The organism is Subtercola lobariae (genome assembly GCF_014640255.1).
Lineage (GTDB): Bacteria > Actinomycetota > Actinomycetes > Actinomycetales > Microbacteriaceae > Subtercola > Subtercola lobariae.
Window position 1 is genome coordinate 394,905 of record NZ_BMGP01000003.1, and the last position, 17,788, is coordinate 412,692.

The window sequence follows — 17,788 nt, forward strand, 5'->3', positions numbered from 1 at the left end:
GCCGTAGCCTGACGGCCGAAACGTGAGGCAGGTACGAGGGCAGACTGGCTTGTTGCGCGAAGGCTATACGCGAAGGTACCGCGTGATGGCGAACTTGGCCGAGACGGCGGCAAGCAGCACCCCGAGCACGATCAGTACGGGAGCTACGATCCACAGGGCATCCTGAACCGTGACGAAGGCGGTCAACGGCAGCTGAGTGGTCAGGTAGCCCTGCACGAAAAAGTGCACAATCGCCCAGACGGTTGCACCCGCCAGCACCGACCCGATGAGCGCGGCGATCACACCCTCGAGTATGAAGGGCGTCTGAATGAACCGATTGGATGCCCCCACCAGCCTCATGATGCCGATCTCTCTTCGACGCGAGAACGCCGACAACCTGATCGTTGTGGCGATTAGCAACACGGCTGCCACGAGCATCAGAAGCGCGATGCCGATGGCGGTGTAACTGGCTGCGTTGAGAATGTTGAAGATCTGCTCGAGATAACTTCGCTGATCGACCACGCTATCGACGCCGGGCTGGCTCGACAGGCTCTCGACGAGCACGTCGGATTGCTGCGGGTCGTTCATGTTGATCCAGAAGGTCTGGTTCAGCAGGTCGGGCGTCACATACTGCGCGACATCGTTGCCGGCGAACTGCGCCTTGAACTTCTCGTAGGCCTGCTCGTGGTTCTCGAACTCGTAGGTCTTGATGAAGGGAGCGAGAGTCGAGCCCTTCAGCAGGGCGTCGACGGCCGCGATCTGGTCGTCGGTCGCCTCGCCGTTGGCGCAGTTGGCGCTGCCCGACGTAGCTGTGCACATGTAAACCGCGACCTGGGCTTTGTCGTACCAGTAGCCCTTCATCTGACCGATCTGCATCTGCAGCAGAATGGCCGAACCCACGAACGTCAGTGAAATGAAGGTGACAAGCACCACAGAAATGACCATGGCCATGTTGCGGCGAAGGCCGGTGCCGACCTCGCCGAGAATGAGTGCGAATCTCACGAGGTGGGGCCCACGTTCTGGTCTCGAGTCGGGTCATGGTTCTCACCGGGAGCGCGCAGGCCGAGCTTCTCGGCGAGGCTGATCTGGCCGGTGGTGAGGTCTTCGATGGGGTCTGAAGGCTGGGGGGCGGCGGGTGCCGGCGTGGTTGCCGCTGCAGCAGCCTGTTCGGGTGCCGCAGCCGGCGCGGCTGCCGCTGCCGCATCCTCCGACGGTGACGGCGCGGGCGCCGACGGGAAGAACAGCGGCTCACTCTCGACCGGCCGCGCCACAGCAATCGACGACGTAGGCACGCGCGGCACCACAGGCAGGGCTGCAGGATGCTCGGCAGCACCACTCTCGGCCGAACGCTCGATGACCTCCACAGCAACCGCCACCGCAGCAGGCGCGGCGGCCGCGGGAATGACCGGCCGCTCGATGGCTCCCGTGGCCTGCATGCGCAGCGAGAGCGGGTCGGGCCGGGTGATCTCGGCCGTCATGCCACTGTCTTGCAGGCTGATCTCGGTGGTGACGCCATACCCGCCCACGCGATCGTCGCGTACGACAGACCCACTGACGAGCTCGACGACGCGACGCTGCATCTGGTCGACGATGGCGTTATCGTGCGTCGCCATGATGATGGTCGTGCCGCCGGCGTTGATGCGGTCGAGCACGTTCATGATGCCGGCGCTGGTGACGGGGTCGAGGTTTCCTGTCGGCTCGTCAGCGAGCAGAATGGCGGGCTTGTTCACCACCGCGCGGGCGATGGCCACACGCTGTTGCTCACCACCCGAGAGTTCGTGGGGCAGCCGGTTTGCTTTTTCGGCGAGACCGACCATGGCAAGAACATCCGGAACCGCTTCTTGAATGAACCCGCGCGACTTGCCGATGACTTGAAGCGTGAAAGCCACATTGTCGAAGACGTTCTTGTTGGGCAGCAGCCGGAAGTCTTGAAAGACTACGCCGAGGTTGCGCCTGAAGTACGGCACCTTGCGCGACGAGATCGACCCGAGGTCTTGCCCGAGCACGTGGATGCTGCCGCTGGTGGGCCGGTCTTCTTTCAGCACCAACCGCAGAAAGCTCGACTTGCCGGAGCCTGAAGCGCCGACGAGAAAGACGAACTCACCTCGCAGAATTTCGAGGTCGATCGTGTTGAGCGCGGGCTTCGCCGTGCCCTTGTACATCTTGGATACGTGGTCGAATCGAATCATTTCGTGACGAGCCTAAGCAGCGACAGTTCGATTGCGGCACAGCGACTCGCCCAATCGCAAGGCTTGGAGAAGCCTGAGCGATCAGTGAGCGCATGGTCAGACGACCTAATCTTGCTTGCGTTTGCGCCAGCGGATGCCCGCCGAAATGAACCCGTCGATGTCGCCGTCGAACACGTGAGCCGGGTTGCCGACCTCGTAGTCGGTGCGCAAGTCTTTCACCATTTGGTAAGGAGCGAGCACGTAGCTGCGCATCTGATCGCCCCAGCTCGCGGTGATGTTGCCGGCCAGCTCTTTCTTGGTCGCGTTCTCCTGTTCGCGCTGCAGCAGCAGGAGGCGCGACTGCAACACACGAAGTGCTGCGGCACGGTTCTGAATCTGGCTCTTCTCGTTCTGGCAGCTGACCACGATTCCCGTCGGAAGATGGGTGATGCGCACCGCGGAGTCGGTGGTGTTGACCGACTGACCACCGGGGCCGCTTGAGCGGAACACATCGACCCTGATGTCGCTCTCGGGAACCTCGACCACTTCAGTCTGCTCGATGAGCGGCACCACCTCGACTGCGGCGAAGCTCGTCTGTCGTTTTCCTGCGGAGTTGAAGGGGCTCATGCGCACGAGGCGGTGGGTGCCGGCTTCTACAGAGAGGGTGCCGAAGGCGTACGGAGAGTCGATCTCGAACGTCGCGCTCTTGATACCCGCCTCTTCGGCATAGCTCGTGTCGAGCACGGTGGTGGGATGCCCGTGCTGTTCAGCCCAGCGCAAATACATTCTCATCAGCATTTCAGCGAAGTCCGCGGCATCCACCCCGCCCGCGCCGGCGCGAATGGTCACGACGGCGGCGCGTGGATCGTATTCGCCGTTCAACAGCGTCTGAACTTCGAGCTCGCCCAGCACCTTGGTGAGGCTGGACAATTCGGCCTGGGCTTCGACCACCGCCTCTTCGTCTGACTCATCATTGGCCAACTCGATCATGATCTCGAGGTCGTCGAGGCGGGAGTCGATGCTCATGATCTTGGCGAGCTCGGCTTGCCGGTGCGACAGCGCGCTGGTGACGTTCTGGGCCTTCTCGGTGTCGTTCCAGAGGTCGGGCACACCCGCCTGCTCACTGAGATCGGCGATCTGCGCCTTCAGGCCTTCGACATCGACCACCGTTCGAATGTCGCTGAAGGTAGAGCGAAGGGCGGCAATCTGCTCAGAGAGGTCGAGTTCTAACACGGTCACCCAGCCTACCCGGGCATGCTGGGTAGGCGGCCCTCGCGAGACTGCGTCGCGAGTAAAGTCGTGAGGTGATGAGTACTACTGAGTCGACCTTCACGTTCCGCTCCATTGCTCTCCCCGCGTTGCTGCCCTCTCTGCTGTTCGCCATCGGCGAAGGGTCGGTGATTCCGGTGATTCCGGCTATCGCGTCAAACCTCGGCGCGACGCTCGCCATCGCGGGCTTCATCGCTGGAATGACCATGGTCGGCCAGCTCGTCGGCGACATTCCGAGCGGCTTCGTCGTGGGCAGAATCGGCGAACGTCGCGCCATGATCTCAGCCGCTGTGCTCGCCATCGTCGCTGTGCTGGTCTGCATGGCAGCGTCAACGCCCTGGCTCTTCGGCACGGGCATCTTCTTGCTCGGCCTCGCCGCTGCGACTTTTGCCCTGGCCCGGCACGCCTTCATGACGAGCTTCGTTCCGGCGCAGTTTCGCGCGCGAGCGCTTTCTACCCTCGGCGGTACGTTTCGGCTCGGCTGGTTCGTGGGGCCGTTTCTGGGCGCGGCAGTCATCGCACTGAGCGGCACATCTCAGTCGGTGTTCTGGATTCAGGGCGTTTGCGCCGTCGCGATCATCGTGGTGCTGCTGATTGTGCCCGACCCCACCGAGAAGCTGATGAAACCGGATGCCGGTGAGCGGTTGGTGGTCGGCGAATCGCACGGGCTCTTTTCAACGATCTACTCGTTTCGAGGGCTGCTCGTTCGCATCGGGTCTGGCGTCGCGCTCGTCGGTGCGCTGAGGGCCAGCCGAACGGTCATCCTGCCGCTCTGGGCAGTCAGTCTGGGGTTGAGCGAGGCCAACACCGCACTGATCGTCGGCATCGGCGGCGCACTCGATTTCGCCCTGTTCTACGCGAGCGGCCAGATCATGGACAGGTTCGGCAGGCTCGCGAGCGTAGTGCCCTGCATGGTCGGCATGGGAATCTGCCTACTCGTTCTCGCGTTCACCCATGACCTGCCCGGAGCCGTGACCTGGTTCATCGTGCTGACTATCGCACTAGGCATCTCTAACGGAGTCGGCAGTGGAATCGTGATGACGCTCGGAGCCGACCTCGCGCCGAAAGACAACCCCGCGCCATTTCTGGGAGCCTTTCGGTTCACCGGCGATCTGGGAACGGCCGCCGCTCCCCTGCTGATCTCGCTGGTCGTTGCGCTCGTTTCGCTGCCGCTTGCCGTGGGAGTCATGGGGGTGCTGGGCTTCGTGGGGGCGGGCATTCTGGTGCGGTACATTCCCCGGTATGAACCATTACACTGAGGGTGTTTCTCTGCGGGAGTGGTGAAATTGGTATACACGCAGGTTTTAGGTACCTGTGCTTTCGAGCGTGAGGGTTCAAGTCCCTTCTCCCGCACGCGTCACCCGTTTTACCTCGCCTCGCCGCCGCACGACGACTGGAGCACGACCCTTGCATACCGCACTCGTACCATGGCTTGACCCGAACACTCTGATTCACTCGTTCGGGCCATTCGCGTTGCTCGGCATCTGCTTCATCATCTTCGCCGAGACCGGTCTGCTCATCGGTTTTGTGCTGCCGGGTGACACACTCTTGTTCTTCACGGGGCTGTTGACGTTCGCGGGCACCCAAGAGAACTCGACCGGTGGCATCGGCATCTCCATCTGGCTCGTTGCGCCTGCTGTGGCACTCGCCGCTTTTCTCGGCGGCGAAGTCGGGTATCTGATCGGCCGCAAAGCAGGCCCGCGCATCTTCGAGCGAAAAGAGTCGGGCTTCTTCAGCATCAAGAACGTGGAGCGAACGAACGCGTTCTTCGAGCGGTTCGGCGGGTTCGCCGTCGTGATCGCCAGGTTCGTGCCCGTCGTGCGTACGTTTGCGCCGGTCGCGGCCGGCGTCGGCAAGATGAACTACCGCAAGTACAGCTTGTACAACGCCATCGGGGCACTGCTCTGGGGCGGCGGATTCGTTCTGTTGGGCTACTTTCTCGGCCAGATTCCGGTGGTGCGCGACTTCACCGAGAAGTACATCGATGTGGTGCTGCTGGCGGTGGTCGTGGTGACCCTGGTGCCGACGGTCATCCACACCGTCTCGTCTGCACGAAAGTCGCGCAAGCTGGCGGCTTCAGCCGACGAAGACACCGTCGAGGCCACCGGAGCAGCCGAAGAGCTGCTGCTCGACCCGACGGTGTTCGACCGTCACCACGACAAAAACCAGCGCGCAGAGTAACGCTTCGTGAACGAGGCGTTTGCGTCACTCGTCGTTGTCGTTCTGCTCGCCGCCGCGGCGCCGCTGATCGTCGACCTCATACCGGGGCCGGTTCGAATTCCGCAGGTCGCGCTGCTGCTGGTGGGCGGTGTGATCATCGGGCCCGAGGTGGCGCACCTCGCCGACCCTACCGACATCTCTTTGTTCTCGACCATCGGCATGGGCTTTCTGTTCTTGCTGGCGGGCTATGAACTCGACCCGAAGATCTTCGTCGAAAGGGCCGGCAAACTCGCCATCTGGGCGTGGCTGAGCACGCTGGTGCTGGCGGCGCTCGTCGTCTTCGGGCTCTACGCGGTGCACATCATCGATTCGCCCATCGTCTTGACCATCGCGCTCAGCACCACGGCGCTCGGCACGCTGATTCCCATACTCAAAGAGCAGGGGATGTTCGCCACCAAGTTCGGGCGGTACATCATCGCCACCGGCGCGGTCGGCGAACTCGCGCCCATCATCGCGATGGCTCTTTTTCTCGGCACCCGCGGCACGATCGCGGCGTTCATCGCTCTCGTCATCTTCTTGGGCGTCATCGCCGCGGCCTCGCTTGCCAAGTTCTCGCTGATGCCCAAGTGGTTTCTCGAGATGGTCGACAAGCGCCGCCATTCCACCTCTCAGCTGGTGCTGAGGCTCGTCATCGCCTTGCTGTTCGTGCTGCTCTTCGTCTCGAACGCGTTCGGTTTCGACAGTGTTCTCGGGGCCTTCGCGGCCGGAATGCTCTTACGGCACTGGTCGCCCGGCGGGTCGGAGATTCTCGAGGTGAAGCTCGATGCCGTGGGCTACGGGTTCTTCATTCCGTTGTTCTTCATCTATTCGGGTATGACGCTCGACGTGACATCGATTCTGCAGAACCCCGCACCACTCATCATCTTCTTCGTGGCGATGCTGCTGATTCGCGGGGCTCCAGCGCTGTTCTGGTATCGCAATGACGTGCCGGTTCGAGAACGGTTCGAACTCACGCTCTTCGGGGCCACCGCTCTGCCTTTGCTCGTCGCCCTCACCGAGATCGGCGTCGACAACGGCGCCATGACCGAGGCAGCTGAGGCCAGCATCGTGGGTGCCGGTGCACTGTCGGTGCTGATCTTTCCGATGGTCGCCGTCGCGCTGTCAAAGCGCAACGGCATCGTCACCGTGGCAAACTTCAGCGATGCTGTTCGTGTTCGTGACCTGCATGCTCTGCCGGTTCCAGCTGAAACGTCGAATGCTCCACGTCGAAATGCTGAGTCAGACACTCAGACAGCTGATCGAGAAGAACACCCGTAGTTCCTTCGGCGAAAATGCGGCTGTCGACCACGACGTGCGCCGAAAAAACCGGTTCGCCCGAGGTGATCGCCCAGACGTGAACGTCGTGTACGTCGACGACCCCCGCGGTACCGAGAAGGTGTTCGCGAATCTTCTGCACGTCGGTTTCTTTCGGGGCCGACTGGATGAGCACTCCCACCACATCGCGCAACAACATCACCGCACGCGGAATGATCATGACGGCGATAGCGAGCGACGCGATGGCGTCTGCAGCCACGAAGCCGGTGAGCAGAATCACGATGGCCGCGGCGATCACCGCGATCGAGCCGACCGTGTCGCCGAGCACCTCGAGGTAGGCGCCGCGCATGTTGAACGACTTCGTGTCTCCCCCGCGCAAAACCAGCAGTGCGCAGATGTTCGCCACTAGCCCGATCGAGGCGATGACGAGCATGATGCCGCCCTGCACGTTATCGGTCTCTGGCGTGATGAGTCGTGAGATGCCCTCGATGGCGACGAACACACCCACACCGATGAGAATGACGCCGTTGATCAGCGCCGCCAGCACCTCGGTGCGTTGAAAGCCGAAGGTGTGGCGATCGGAGGCCGGCCGCAAGGCGATGATCGAGGCGACGAGCGCAATGATGAGACCGAACAGGTCGGAGAACATGTGCCCCGCGTCGGCGAGCAACGCGAGCGAGCCGCTGACGTAGGCGCCGCCGATCTCCACCAGCAGCACGAGGCTGACAATGCCGATGGCGATACCGAGCCTGGCGCGGTTGGTCGAACCGTGTGCGTGGCTATGGCCCGCGGGTTTGTCGCTCATCGCTTCGTATCGCTCGTATCCGGTTTTCGTTCGGAGCGTCGTGTCGCCCACTGCCTCAAGAATAGGCAGCCTGCACGGCGAGACACCAGCGTTCGAGCTAGTTAGGAATGACGTTCATTCTCAGTAGCGGAATCACGTTCTCGAATGCGAGCGCGCGGTGGCTGATCGCGTTCTTCTGCTCGGGCTCGAGTTCGGCTGCGCTGACGTCGTGACCATTCGGCACGAAGATGGGGTCGTAGCCGAACCCATTCGTTCCGCTCGCCGAGCGGGCCAGAGTGCCGCGCCAGAGGCCCGCGGCCACGTCTTCGAACACGCCAGGAACCACCACCGCGATGTGGCAGGCGAATGCCGCGCCGCGATGCTCATCGTGAATGTCGGCGACCTGGTCGAGCAGCAGGTCGCGGTTGGCCACATCACCCTTGCCGTGCCCGGCCCAGCGGGCCGAGAAAATACCCGGCGCACCGTTCAGCACGTCGACGCAGATACCCGAGTCGTCGGCCATCGCCGGCAGACCGGTGAACTCGGCAGCGGCCCGCGCCTTGATGAGCGCGTTCTCAGCGAAGGTGACTCCGTCTTCGACGGGCTCAGGGCCGGTGTATTTCACGATTTCGAGTTCGGGCAGCCTGGCGCCCAAGATCTTCTGAAATTCGTCGACCTTGTGCTGATTGTGCGTTGCCAGAACGATACGGATGCTCGCGGGAACCGTGCCCGGCGACGTGCTGCTCACGGGCATCCGGTCACTCACCGTCGCTCAGCGCGAGCTGCTGAAACTCGGCCAAGTCGTTCGCGCCGCCCAAGGCGAGGTCGAGCAGTGCGTTCAGCTCGGCGCGATCGAACGGGGCGCCCTCGGCGGTACCCTGCACCTCGACGAACAGCCCGCGGCCGGTGACGACCACGTTCATGTCGGTTTCGGCACGCACGTCTTCGGTGTAGGCGAGGTCGAGCATGGGCGTGCCGTCGATGATTCCCACCGACACCGCAGAGACGCTGTCGATGAGCGGCTGCGACTTCTGGCCGATGAACTTCTTCTCGCGGGCCCACTCGATGGCGTCGACCATGGCCACATAGGCGCCGGTGATGGCGGCGGTGCGGGTTCCGCCGTCGGCCTGCAGCACGTCGCAGTCGATGACGATGGTGTTCTCGCCGAGCGCCTTCATGTCGACCACGGCACGCAGCGAACGGCCGATGAGGCGTGAGATCTCGTGGGTGCGGCCGCCGATCTTGCCCTTGACCGACTCGCGGTCGGTGCGGCTGTTCGTCGCGCGGGGCAGCATGGCGTATTCGGCGGTGACCCAGCCCTTGCCTTTGCCCTGCATCCAGCGCGGCACGCCGTTCGTGAACGAGGCGGTGCAGAGCACGCGGGTATTGCCGAACGAGATGAGCGCCGAGCCCTCGGCCTGCGTGCTCCAGCCGCGCTCGATGGTGACGTCGCGCAGATCGGTGACCCCGCGGCCGTCTTTTCGCACGAGTGGTGTGGTGTGGGTGTCGGTCATGAGGTCTCCTTGAAGAAGGCGGGTGAAACGGGCAGTGAGATGACCCCGGTCTCGACGAGATCGACGCTCGAGACTTGCGGGCCGAGAAACTGGTGGGCGAGGCGCAGAAATTCGTCGGCGCTCTCGCCGGTGGCTTCGTAGCGGTAGGTGGGGACGCTTCGGCCGGTGCGTTGGATGCCCAACTCCACCAGCACGCGATAGACATCGTTCGCCGTTTCGGTGTCACTCGACACCAGCGTCACCTCGTCGCCCATCACCACGCGAATGGCGCCCTTCAGAAAGGGATAGTGCGTGCAGCCCAGCACCACGGTATCGACCGCGGCGGCCTTCAGCGGGGCGAGGTAGTCGGCCGCAACCCCAAGCAATTCAGCACTCGAGGTGTCACCCGACTCGACGAAGTCGACGAACCTCGGGCAGGCCGCAGAGAACAGTTCGAGGTGCGGGGCGGCTGCGAATGCGTCGTTATAGGCGCGGGAGTTGATGGTTCCGAGGGTGCCGATAACGCCGACGCGGTTGTTGCGAGTTGCTCGAACAGCCGAGCGAACGGCGGGCTGAATGACCTCGATCACGGGAACGGAGTAACGCTCCCGGGCATCCCGAAGCATCGCGGCCGACGCGGTATTGCAGGCGATGACCAGCATCTTCACGCCCTGGGCGACGAGGTCGTCGAGCACGGCGAGGGCATAGCGGCGCACCTCGGCGAGCGGCTTCGGGCCGTACGGTGAATGAGCCGTATCGCCGACGTAGAGCACCGATTCGCGCGGCAACTGATCGCGAATGGAGCGGGCCACGGTGAGACCGCCGACGCCGGAATCGAAAATGCCAATCGGTGCGTCGCTCACGGGCGTCAAGCTTATACGCCCCCGCTCGGCACACACCGTATGCTCAGAACTGTGGGTTCATCGACAGCACTTCTCACCGACCGCTACGAGCTCACCATGCTCGATGCCGCACTGGCCGACGGCACCGCAGCGAGAGAGTGCCTGTTCGAGGTGTTCGCTCGTTCGCTGCCCCACGACAGGCGTTACGGTGTCGTAGCCGGCACCGGGCGCGTGCTCGAGCTGATCCGTGACTTTCGGTTCGGTGAGCCCGAGCTCGAGTGGTTGCGCGCAAATGACGTCGTTCGGGCATCCACTCTCGACTGGCTGGCCGACTACCGATTCAGCGGCACCATTTCGGGCTACCGCGAAGGCGAGCTGTACTTTCCCGGGTCGCCGATTCTCACGGTGGAGTCGTCGTTCGCCGAAGGTGTCATTCTCGAGACGCTCATCTTGAGCGTGTTCAACTACGACTCGTCGGTGGCCAGTGCCGCCGCGCGCATGGTGTCGGCCGCAGCCGGGCGCCCGTTGGCCGAGATGGGTTCTCGGCGCACGGGCGAACACTCGGCGGTTGCGGCTGCCCGGGCCGCCTACATCGCAGGGTTCGCCGCCACCTCGAACCTCGAAGCCGGCCGCAGCTGGGGCGTGCCCACCATGGGAACTGCCGCGCACGCCTTCACGCTGCTGCACGACACCGAAGAAGACGCGTTTCGTTCGCAGGTCGCCGCCATGGGGCCGGGCACGACCCTGCTCATCGACACGTTCGACGTCGATGCAGGCGCACATCTTGCGGTTCGGGTGGCAGGGCAGTCGCTGGGCGCTGTGCGGCTCGACTCCGGCGATCTGCCGGCGCTTGTGGCATCGGTTCGCGCCAGGCTCGACGCGCTCGGCAACACCGACACGAAAATCACGGTGACCAGCGACCTCGATGAGTACACCATCGCGGCTCTGGCGGCCACGCCCGTCGACTCGTACGGGGTCGGTACGTCGCTGGTGACGGGCAGCGGGTCGGTCGCTGCGGGGATGGTGTACAAGCTCGTGGCGCATCGGGCTGGGGCAGGTTCGGGCGCTGACTCTGGCGCTGGCTCTGGCGCAGGCGCTGGCGAGTGGATGCCCGTGGCCAAGCGATCGGCCAAGAAGACGTCGATCGGAGGGCGCAAAGTGCCACTGCGTCGCCTCGATGCCGAAGGCACCGCCGTAGCCGAGGTGCTGTATATCGACGAACCCGTGCCAGACGCAGAACTCGAGCATGGTAGAGCGCTCAGCGAGGTGTTCGTACGCGACGGTGTCATCGATGAGCGATATACCGGCGTCCGGGGTGTCGAGGCCGCTCGGGCACATCACGCTGAGGTACGCGAAGAACTGCCCGCTCAGGCATTTCGGCTGGCGCATGGCGGCGAGCCGGTCATCCCAACCGAATATGTGAGCGCTTAGGAGCTACTCAGCCTGCATCTTCTCGTAGATCTCTTTGCAGGTGGGGCAGACCGGAAACTTGTCGGGGTCGCGGCCGGGAACCCATTTCTTGCCGCACAATGCCTTCACGGGCGTGCCGGTCATGGCCGACTCGAGAATCTTCTCTTTCTGCACGTAGTGCGAAAAACGCTCGTGGTCGCCGGGTTCGAACTGCTCAGCCTCGAGCAGTTCTTCGAGCTCGCGTTCGAGAGTCGCCGTGCCGCCGCCGTCGGGAAGGCTTCCGGGTGATCCGGGGTCGGCGATGGAGGCTCGAGGCGAAGTGGTCATAGCGAAATTCTACCGCCGGGCATCCACTGGTCTACCTCAACTACGAAGCGAACTGGCCAGAATCTCTGGGCCTCGGCGATTGACCACGGCCCCGCCGGCAAGCGCGCCCAGAATGAGAACAACGACGCCGGTGCCTACTCCGCACCAGAGCGCCGACCAGTGCGCGCCGGAATCACCGGCTTCTGCCTGAATGGCGAACACGATGCTCGGGGCCGAGAGCACGAGAGTGCCGAGCACGGTGCCGAGTTGAACGAAAACGGAGGTCGAGCCCGTCGACTGAGGCTGCACGAACGGGCTGTCGCCTGGCCTGGTGGCCGCGTAGGGAAAGCGAGCGGAGATGACGCTGCCCAGGCCGACGATCGTGAGCAGCAGGCAGGTACTGACTCCGAGCACCGACGGAAGCGCGGCGCTGTTTGCCGCCAAGAACACGGTGATCACAGAGCCCACCCCGATGAGCGGCAAGCCGATCAGAAAGACCGGCGCCATGCGGCCGAGACGGTCGGCCAGACCCCGACGGCCAGAGACGATGTGCAGCCACACAGCCGAACTGTCGAGCGCGATGTCGTTGTGAATCATGAAGCCCAGAAACAGGCACATCACCGGCAGCGGAATGAGCGCATATGTCGTCACCGGAAAGGCGACGAGCATGAACGGAATGGCCATGATGATCGGCACGACCGGAACGATGATCAACGGTACGTAATAGCGGGGGTCACGTGACCAGTAGGTGAGACTCCGGGCCGCGATGGAGCCTGTCGGAGTCGACGGCAAGCGGGCGAACCAGCCGAGGCCCGCCGGCTCTGCACTATCGTCGTCGACGCGGTTCGACTGCAGCATCATCGTCACCAGCGCACGCCAGGCCAGCCAGAGCACGACGACTGTCACTACGGCGATGATGAACGACAAGAAGGTTCCCCCGACATCGCCGTTCGCCGCGGCCGCCGGTACGCCCCAGGCGGCGCCGAGCGGCGTGAGGCTGACGAATGCGGCGATGTTCTGCCCGATGGTGTCGCCAGGCTCGCCCCAATTGAGGCTCAGCGCCAGCACGACGGCAGGCGCCAGGAGCACCAGAATCAGCACGCCGATCACTCCGGCGATCTCGCGAGCACGGCGCGTTGACAGCAAGAAGGCCGCCAGTGATGACGAGATGCGGCCGAACAGAACGCAGGTTGCAACGCCGAGCGCGGCGCCGACCACGGCCAGCAGTGCGTCGAGAGGGCTATGCGCCCACGTGACGATGCTCGACAGGCCGAACAGCGAGACAGCCACGACCGGTAAAGCAGCAAACGAACTCACGACCAGCGCGATGGCGAGTGTGCGCGGCTGAATGCCGAACAGGGCAAACCGGCGCGGATCGACCGGGTCGGCGCGCTGAAGAATAAGCGGCACAACGGCGAAGGCCAGCACGATCACCGAGCCGGCGATCACCACATCGGTTCGGGCGGTCTGCGCGTTGGCAGTTGCGTCGCCGAGGCGAATCACACGCACGCAGACCGCGATAACGGCGACCAACGAGGCCAGCAAGCCCACGGTCACGCCGAAGACGCGGGTGCGCGTGCCGAGGAAGATGTTGCCGAGAAGCGCGAGCCTCAATCTAAAGAGCTGAGCAACCATTCCATGCCTTCAACTGCTTTGTGGCCGCCCGCGAGCTCGATGAATCTGTCTTCGAGGGTGGAGCCGTTTCTGACGTGGTCGACAGTACCGCTTGAAAGAACGCGGCCGTGCACGATGATGGCGACGCCGTCACAGACGCGCTCGATCATGTCCATGCTGTGGCTCGAGAGCACGACGGTGCCGCCGGCAGAGACGTATTTCTGCAAGATCTCGGTGACGGTGTCGGCCGACACCGGGTCGACGGATTCGAACGGTTCGTCGAGCACGAGCAGACGGGGCGAATGGATCATGGATGCCGCAAGAGCGACCTTCTTCGTCATTCCCGCGGAATAGTCGGAGACGAGACGATTGAGCGCGTCGTGAATTCCGAAGGCCTCGGCGAGTTCGTCGGTGCGCTCGCGAACGACTTGGCCTTTGAGACCGCGCAGCGAGCCGGAGTACTGCAGCAGTTGACGGCCGGTAAGCCGTTCGAACAACCGGAGTTTGTCGGGCAGAACGCCGATGATGCGTTTGGCTTCGACGGGGTCTTTCCACACGTCGTGGCCGTTCACGAGCACAACGCCTTCGTCGGGGCGCACGAGCCCGGTGATCATCGATAGTGTGGTGGTCTTTCCGGCGCCGTTCGGGCCGACGATTCCGTAGAAGCCGCCGCGCCGCACTTCGAGGTCGACGCCGTCGACGGCTATGACGCTGCCGAACTTCTTCACCAGACCAGAGAGCGAAAGAACGGTGTCTGCGGCGAGTTCGCGGGTGGCCGATTCGTCGGCGGCTGCGTCGTCTTGGCCCGCGTCGTGGGTACTCGGGTCGTGGTCTTCAGCGGATTCGACGACCACGATCTCGTCGACGATCACCTCGTCGAGGATCACGCCGTCGAGGTTCACGCCGTCGAGATTCGCCTCTTCAATGATCACGTCGTCGATGATGGTCTCTTCGACGACCGCCAGATCGACGACGACCGGAGTGCTTTCGACAGATTCGAACTCGACAGATTCGAACTCGACAGATTCGAACTCGACAGATTCGAACTCGACAGATTCGAACTCGACAGATTCGACCCCGACAGATTCGAACTCGACAGATTCGACCCCGACCGTTGTCTTGACCGGAGTTGTCTTGGGCGGAGTTGCCGGGCGTGGTGTCGAGGCTCGAGGAGTTGCGGTTCGCGGCGTCGAGGTGCGCGGCGTCGAGGCGCGCGGGGCTGCCGTGCGAGGGGTTGCCGTGCGCGGTGTGCGCGGGGCAGCCGTTCGTTCTGTGACGGCCTTGGGCGCGGGCTTCTTCGCCGTAGACGGTCGTCGTGCGGCGGTGCGGGGGGCACGGGCATCCGGTGCATCTGCCGCAGGCTCATCGCCGAGAGGCTGAGCGGGCGCCTTCTCCACGACGGCACCAGCACTGGTTCGAGGCGTCGCAGTTTTCGGCCTCGCAGGCGCGCGGCGAGCGGGCGGCCGCGTGGCAGTCTTCGTAGAGGTGCGCTGTTCGGGCGAATCGTTCGAATCAGGGCCCTCAGCGCTCGATGGCAGTGCGGAATCTGGCACGGCCGAGCCGCCAGACTCGCTGTCATCGACTTGATGGTCTGTTTCTGAACTCACTACTTCAACCTATCAATCCCCGTCGTTCCCCGTCGGCGCAGCCTGGCCTTAACCTGCGACTGCAGCATGTATATCACAGTGCGCGGCGACCAAGCTGAGCCTCGAAGTCGGGCCCCCAGCGACATACAATTAGCCGTTCACACCGTTCAGAAGGATACCGCTGATGGCCGAGAACCCACCGTTCAACGAAACTCAGGTGAACCCACGAGTGATTCGTGGAATCGACCGGGTGCTGAGCATCCATCGACCCGTTGTGCTCGCCCACATTCGCGGTTTACGCAGCCGGCACCCCGGTTCAAGCCCACAACAGCTGATCAAGGTTCTCGAACGGCACTATCTGACAGCCGTCACCACCGGTGGCGCAGCGGTTGGCGCAACATCGGTCATTCCGGCAGTGGGAACGGCGACGTCGCTGGCACTCACCGGCGTCGAGACGCTCGGGTTCTTGGAGGCGAGCGCTCTTTTTGCTCAATCGATCACCGAGATTCACGGAATCGCCGTGCAGAACCCCGATCGCGCCAGGGCACTGGTCATGACGTTGATGCTCGGCAGCGGCGGAGTCGATCTCGTGCAGCAGCTCGCGAAACAGGCCGGCGGTGCCGGAGCGGCTCGCACCGAATTCTGGGGCACGCTCGTTGCGCGCAGCTTGCCAGCCGCCGCTGTGGGCCCCGTCGCCGATCAGGTCAAGAAGACATTTCTGAAGCACTTTCTAGCCTGGACGGGTTCGACAGCGGTCGGGCGTCTGATGCCGTTCGGTATCGGAGCAGTGATCGGCGGTGCGGGCAACAACGTTTTAGGCCGGCGGGTCGTTCGCAGTGCGCGTACCGCTTTCGGGCCGGCACCGCTCGAGTTTCCGACGGGGCTCGAATGGAACATGCGAATGCCCAAGACCCCGAAGGCGCCCCCACGCCCCGACCGGGTACCCAACTACGACCACGTGCCGACGCCTCCCCGTCGCGGGGCCGGAGCAGAACCGCTGCCAACCTCCATTCCTCCACAAAGCGCCCCTAGAGCCTGAATTGCACAAGGGTGCCCAGTCACTCAGCGGCGCGCTGGGCGTCGTCGGGGGCTCGAATTAGTATCAGCGCATGCAAAACGTGCTGCGTCATCAGCCGCGCCCCCCTGGCCGGCAGAGTCTCGACGACGACGCGCGCCTGCCCGAACCCGCGTACGCCGTTCCGCTGCGCATCGATCGCTCTGGTGCGCCTCGCTACCGCATTACGAACGTCGGCCATGAGCAACTCGTCGGCCTGACCTACTCGCTTTTGGGTTCGGGCGTGATGAACAGCCCCGCTCCACGCTTGCTCGACGTGGGAGCCACGACTGATGTCATCATTCGCGGGGAAGACCTGGCTCGCCGAACAGTGCTCGTCATCCGATGGTTTCGGCCATCAGGCGAAGAGTACCTGTGGCGCGTCAGTTTCTGAGCCGTTCCGAGGGTGTCGGTGGCTGATGCTTTAATGCCTCATGCACATAATCACTACAGCGCCCTCTCCCGTTCGCCTCACCTGGCACCTGCCCGAGGTGGAGTGGCACGAAGCCACGGTCGAACTCGCAGACACTCTGGCTCCGAGCGGCGCGCGCGTTGAGTCGTGGCACATCGATTCGAGCTACGACGGCATGTTCGCAGCAACCTGGTCATCGGGCCGCCGCAGAGGCGATGCGCTGACCACCGTTGCGCGCATCCGGGTAGCTCGTCATGACGGGCCGTGCATCGTCGCCGTTCGCCTGGTCGACGACCTGGGCGAAGAATTCGTCTCGGTGATCAGTCGAAATCGACGATGACCGTGTCGGCGGCACCCTCGAGATTCACGAAACCCGCAATGAAGCCGAAACCCCAACTGAAGTGGATGAACGGCAGCACCAGCGCGAACCACAACCCCGTGCGTACAGTGCTGCGAACCATCGCCGCGATCGCCAACACGACCACTCCGAGCACATAGGCGGCCGGAAGAACGAGTAGTGCGAACAGAATCAGCGAGACAACGGAGGCAACACCCAGAGCGCCGGCGATCACTCCGAAAAAGCCGATGGCGCCCAGAATGAAACCCAGAATCGAGGCTATGACGACGATCGACGGCAACAGGAAGCGAAGCACCTTCTCGTCGGGAAAGGCGCGAGCGAATTCGCCCCGCCACAAGCCCTCGGCGAAAAGCGAGCGAGTGAGCTGTACCGTCTTCGACGGCGGCCGATAGTCGTACTGCAGCTCGGGGCTGAACCACACGGTGTGACCGGCATCACGCAGCCGCTCTGAAAGCTGCCAGCCTTGACCGTGCCGAATCTCTTCGTCGTAGAGCCCGGCCTCGATGAATGTGCGGCGCCTGATGACGTGAGCGGTTGAGGCCTGCGTCTGCGCCTCGCCGGCGTGCTGAGCCAACGGGTCGCGTGCGAGACCGAGTGGATGCTCGATGCCACGCGCCGCCGCCCGTTCGAACGGTGTCGCGCCGACAGGAGTCGTCACACCGATGAGTTCGGCGGCGCCGGTTCGGCCCATGGCTCGCACCGCTTTCGCTGCGTAGTCGGGCGGAAACACCGCTCGTGCATCGACCCGGATGATCAGTGCTGTGCGCGCGGCAGCGATGGCCTCGTTCAGGCCGACCACCAGCGAACTCGAACTGACGTCGATGACTGCGATGCGCGGATTCGCAGCAACGATCTCGGCGATCAGATCACCTGTGCCGTCGGTGTTCGGCGCGAGGGCCAGAATGATGTCGAGGTCTGACGGGTAGTTCTGCGCGAGCAGCGAATCGATCGCCGCTCGAACCGTCTCTCTATCGTTTCGAGTCACGATAATCGCGGTGAGAGGCGGCAACGCCGAAGATGCAGGCGTGGGGTCGGTCAT

18 protein-coding genes, 1 tRNA gene and 1 pseudogene are annotated in these 17,788 nt (G+C 63.6%); 8 read left to right on the forward strand and 12 right to left on the reverse strand.

Going from position 1 to position 17,788, the window contains the following annotated elements:
- Positions 1–63: 63 nt before the first annotated feature.
- The 3 genes from ftsX to prfB all read right to left on the reverse strand — a co-directional run bounded on the left by ftsX (position 64) and on the right by prfB (position 3,380).
- The gene (gene ftsX, locus IEX24_RS09835; protein ID WP_188677532.1) at positions 64–981 is read right to left on the reverse strand and encodes a permease-like cell division protein FtsX; all 918 of its coding nucleotides are present in this window, start codon (positions 979–981) and stop codon (positions 64–66) included.
- Positions 978–2,168 carry a cell division ATP-binding protein FtsE gene (ftsE, locus tag IEX24_RS09840; RefSeq protein ID WP_188677535.1) on the reverse strand — a complete coding sequence of 397 codons (1,191 nt, stop codon included), beginning with the start codon at positions 2,166–2,168 and terminating at the stop codon, positions 978–980. Before ftsE ends, ftsX begins: the two co-directional genes overlap by 4 nt.
- Positions 2,169–2,273: 105 nt before the next feature.
- The gene (gene prfB / locus IEX24_RS09845) at positions 2,274–3,380 is read right to left on the reverse strand and encodes a peptide chain release factor 2 (RefSeq protein WP_188678182.1); all 1,107 of its coding nucleotides are present in this window, start codon (positions 3,378–3,380) and stop codon (positions 2,274–2,276) included.
- 74 nt (positions 3,381–3,454) lie between these two features.
- Between prfB and IEX24_RS09850 the strand changes: the two genes are divergently transcribed.
- The 4 genes and pseudogenes from IEX24_RS09850 to IEX24_RS09865 form a co-directional block, all read left to right on the forward strand.
- Positions 3,455–4,675, forward strand: a complete 1,221-nt coding sequence (locus IEX24_RS09850; RefSeq protein ID WP_188677538.1) for an MFS transporter — start codon at positions 3,455–3,457, stop codon at positions 4,673–4,675.
- Between the two features lie 12 nt (positions 4,676–4,687).
- A tRNA-Leu gene (locus IEX24_RS09855) sits at positions 4,688–4,769 on the forward strand.
- Between the two features lie 54 nt (positions 4,770–4,823).
- Positions 4,824–5,597: a DedA family protein gene (locus IEX24_RS09860; RefSeq protein ID WP_188677542.1), complete on the forward strand. Its 774-nt coding sequence runs from the start codon at positions 4,824–4,826 to the stop codon at positions 5,595–5,597.
- 6 nt (positions 5,598–5,603) lie between these two features.
- Positions 5,604–6,713 (forward strand): annotated as a pseudogene (locus IEX24_RS09865) (cation:proton antiporter); the annotation flags it as partial.
- 58 nt (positions 6,714–6,771) lie between these two features.
- Here IEX24_RS09865 and IEX24_RS19555 read toward each other — a convergent pair.
- The 4 genes from IEX24_RS19555 to murI form a co-directional block, all read right to left on the reverse strand.
- Positions 6,772–7,695 (reverse strand): cation diffusion facilitator family transporter, encoded by a 924-nt coding sequence (locus IEX24_RS19555; RefSeq protein ID WP_203585929.1) that lies wholly within the window; start codon positions 7,693–7,695, stop codon positions 6,772–6,774.
- Positions 7,696–7,792: 97 nt separating this feature from the next.
- A complete protein-coding gene (gene rdgB / locus IEX24_RS09870; protein ID WP_188677547.1) occupies positions 7,793–8,428 on the reverse strand; it encodes an RdgB/HAM1 family non-canonical purine NTP pyrophosphatase in 636 nt (211 codons plus the stop codon).
- Positions 8,429–8,432: 4 nt separating this feature from the next.
- The gene (gene rph / locus IEX24_RS09875) at positions 8,433–9,188 is read right to left on the reverse strand and encodes a ribonuclease PH (protein WP_203585904.1); all 756 of its coding nucleotides are present in this window, start codon (positions 9,186–9,188) and stop codon (positions 8,433–8,435) included.
- Positions 9,185–10,030 carry a glutamate racemase gene (gene murI, locus IEX24_RS09880; RefSeq protein WP_188677550.1) on the reverse strand — a complete coding sequence of 282 codons (846 nt, stop codon included), beginning with the start codon at positions 10,028–10,030 and terminating at the stop codon, positions 9,185–9,187. The genes rph and murI overlap by 4 nt, the downstream gene beginning before the upstream one ends.
- Positions 10,031–10,081: 51 nt before the next feature.
- Here murI and IEX24_RS09885 point away from each other — a divergent pair, with 51 nt between their 5' ends.
- Positions 10,082–11,440 (forward strand): nicotinate phosphoribosyltransferase, encoded by a 1,359-nt coding sequence (locus IEX24_RS09885; protein WP_188677553.1) that lies wholly within the window; start codon positions 10,082–10,084, stop codon positions 11,438–11,440.
- A gap of 3 nt (positions 11,441–11,443) precedes the next feature.
- Here the strand turns inward: IEX24_RS09885 and IEX24_RS09890 are convergent, their stop codons facing one another.
- From IEX24_RS09890 to IEX24_RS20030, 4 genes are read right to left on the reverse strand one after another with little or no spacing between them, the layout of a single operon-like run.
- A complete protein-coding gene (locus IEX24_RS09890; RefSeq protein WP_188677558.1) occupies positions 11,444–11,746 on the reverse strand; it encodes a DUF3039 domain-containing protein in 303 nt (100 codons plus the stop codon).
- Positions 11,747–11,782: 36 nt separating this feature from the next.
- Positions 11,783–13,360 carry an ABC transporter permease gene (locus IEX24_RS09895; protein ID WP_188677561.1) on the reverse strand — a complete coding sequence of 526 codons (1,578 nt, stop codon included), beginning with the start codon at positions 13,358–13,360 and terminating at the stop codon, positions 11,783–11,785.
- The gene (locus IEX24_RS20025) at positions 13,336–14,271 is read right to left on the reverse strand and encodes an ABC transporter ATP-binding protein (protein ID WP_373283850.1); all 936 of its coding nucleotides are present in this window, start codon (positions 14,269–14,271) and stop codon (positions 13,336–13,338) included. Before IEX24_RS20025 ends, IEX24_RS09895 begins: the two co-directional genes overlap by 25 nt.
- Positions 14,268–14,918 (reverse strand): pentapeptide repeat-containing protein, encoded by a 651-nt coding sequence (locus IEX24_RS20030; protein ID WP_188678189.1) that lies wholly within the window; start codon positions 14,916–14,918, stop codon positions 14,268–14,270. Before IEX24_RS20030 ends, IEX24_RS20025 begins: the two co-directional genes overlap by 4 nt.
- A gap of 191 nt (positions 14,919–15,109) precedes the next feature.
- On the opposite strand from IEX24_RS20030, the gene IEX24_RS09910 reads away from it, so the two are divergent.
- From IEX24_RS09910 to IEX24_RS09920, 3 genes are all read left to right on the forward strand, one after another.
- Positions 15,110–15,964, forward strand: coding sequence for a hypothetical protein (locus tag IEX24_RS09910; protein WP_188677563.1), 855 nt, complete (start codon positions 15,110–15,112; stop codon positions 15,962–15,964).
- Positions 15,965–16,034: 70 nt separating this feature from the next.
- Complete coding sequence (locus tag IEX24_RS09915) at positions 16,035–16,373, forward strand: hypothetical protein (protein WP_229715211.1); 339 nt, start codon at positions 16,035–16,037, stop codon at positions 16,371–16,373.
- A gap of 40 nt (positions 16,374–16,413) precedes the next feature.
- A complete protein-coding gene (locus IEX24_RS09920; RefSeq protein ID WP_188677566.1) occupies positions 16,414–16,731 on the forward strand; it encodes a hypothetical protein in 318 nt (105 codons plus the stop codon).
- Here the strand turns inward: IEX24_RS09920 and IEX24_RS09925 are convergent.
- Positions 16,712–17,788 carry a glycosyltransferase gene (locus IEX24_RS09925; protein WP_188677569.1) on the reverse strand — a complete coding sequence of 359 codons (1,077 nt, stop codon included), beginning with the start codon at positions 17,786–17,788 and terminating at the stop codon, positions 16,712–16,714. The two genes, IEX24_RS09920 and IEX24_RS09925, sit on opposite strands and share 20 nt — an antisense overlap.

Coding starts and splice junctions, on each gene's coding strand:
- IEX24_RS09920 (WP_188677566.1), top strand. CDS start 16,414: ATGCACATAATCACTACAGCGCCCTCTCCCGTTCGCCTCACCTGGCAC.
- IEX24_RS09915 (WP_229715211.1), top strand. CDS start 16,035: ATGCAAAACGTGCTGCGTCATCAGCCGCGCCCCCCTGGCCGGCAGAGT.
- IEX24_RS20030 (WP_188678189.1), bottom strand. CDS start 14,918: ATGACAGCGAGTCTGGCGGCTCGGCCGTGCCAGATTCCGCACTGCCAT.
- IEX24_RS09890 (WP_188677558.1), bottom strand. CDS start 11,746: ATGACCACTTCGCCTCGAGCCTCCATCGCCGACCCCGGATCACCCGGA.
- IEX24_RS09895 (WP_188677561.1), bottom strand. CDS start 13,360: ATGGTTGCTCAGCTCTTTAGATTGAGGCTCGCGCTTCTCGGCAACATC.
- IEX24_RS09910 (WP_188677563.1), top strand. CDS start 15,110: ATGGCCGAGAACCCACCGTTCAACGAAACTCAGGTGAACCCACGAGTG.
- ftsE (WP_188677535.1), bottom strand. CDS start 2,168: ATGATTCGATTCGACCACGTATCCAAGATGTACAAGGGCACGGCGAAG.
- IEX24_RS09850 (WP_188677538.1), top strand. CDS start 3,455: ATGAGTACTACTGAGTCGACCTTCACGTTCCGCTCCATTGCTCTCCCC.
- IEX24_RS19555 (WP_203585929.1), bottom strand. CDS start 7,695: ATGAGCGACAAACCCGCGGGCCATAGCCACGCACACGGTTCGACCAAC.
- IEX24_RS09925 (WP_188677569.1), bottom strand. CDS start 17,788: ATGACCGACCCCACGCCTGCATCTTCGGCGTTGCCGCCTCTCACCGCG.
- rdgB (WP_188677547.1), bottom strand. CDS start 8,428: ATGCCCGTGAGCAGCACGTCGCCGGGCACGGTTCCCGCGAGCATCCGT.
- rph (WP_203585904.1), bottom strand. CDS start 9,188: ATGACCGACACCCACACCACACCACTCGTGCGAAAAGACGGCCGCGGG.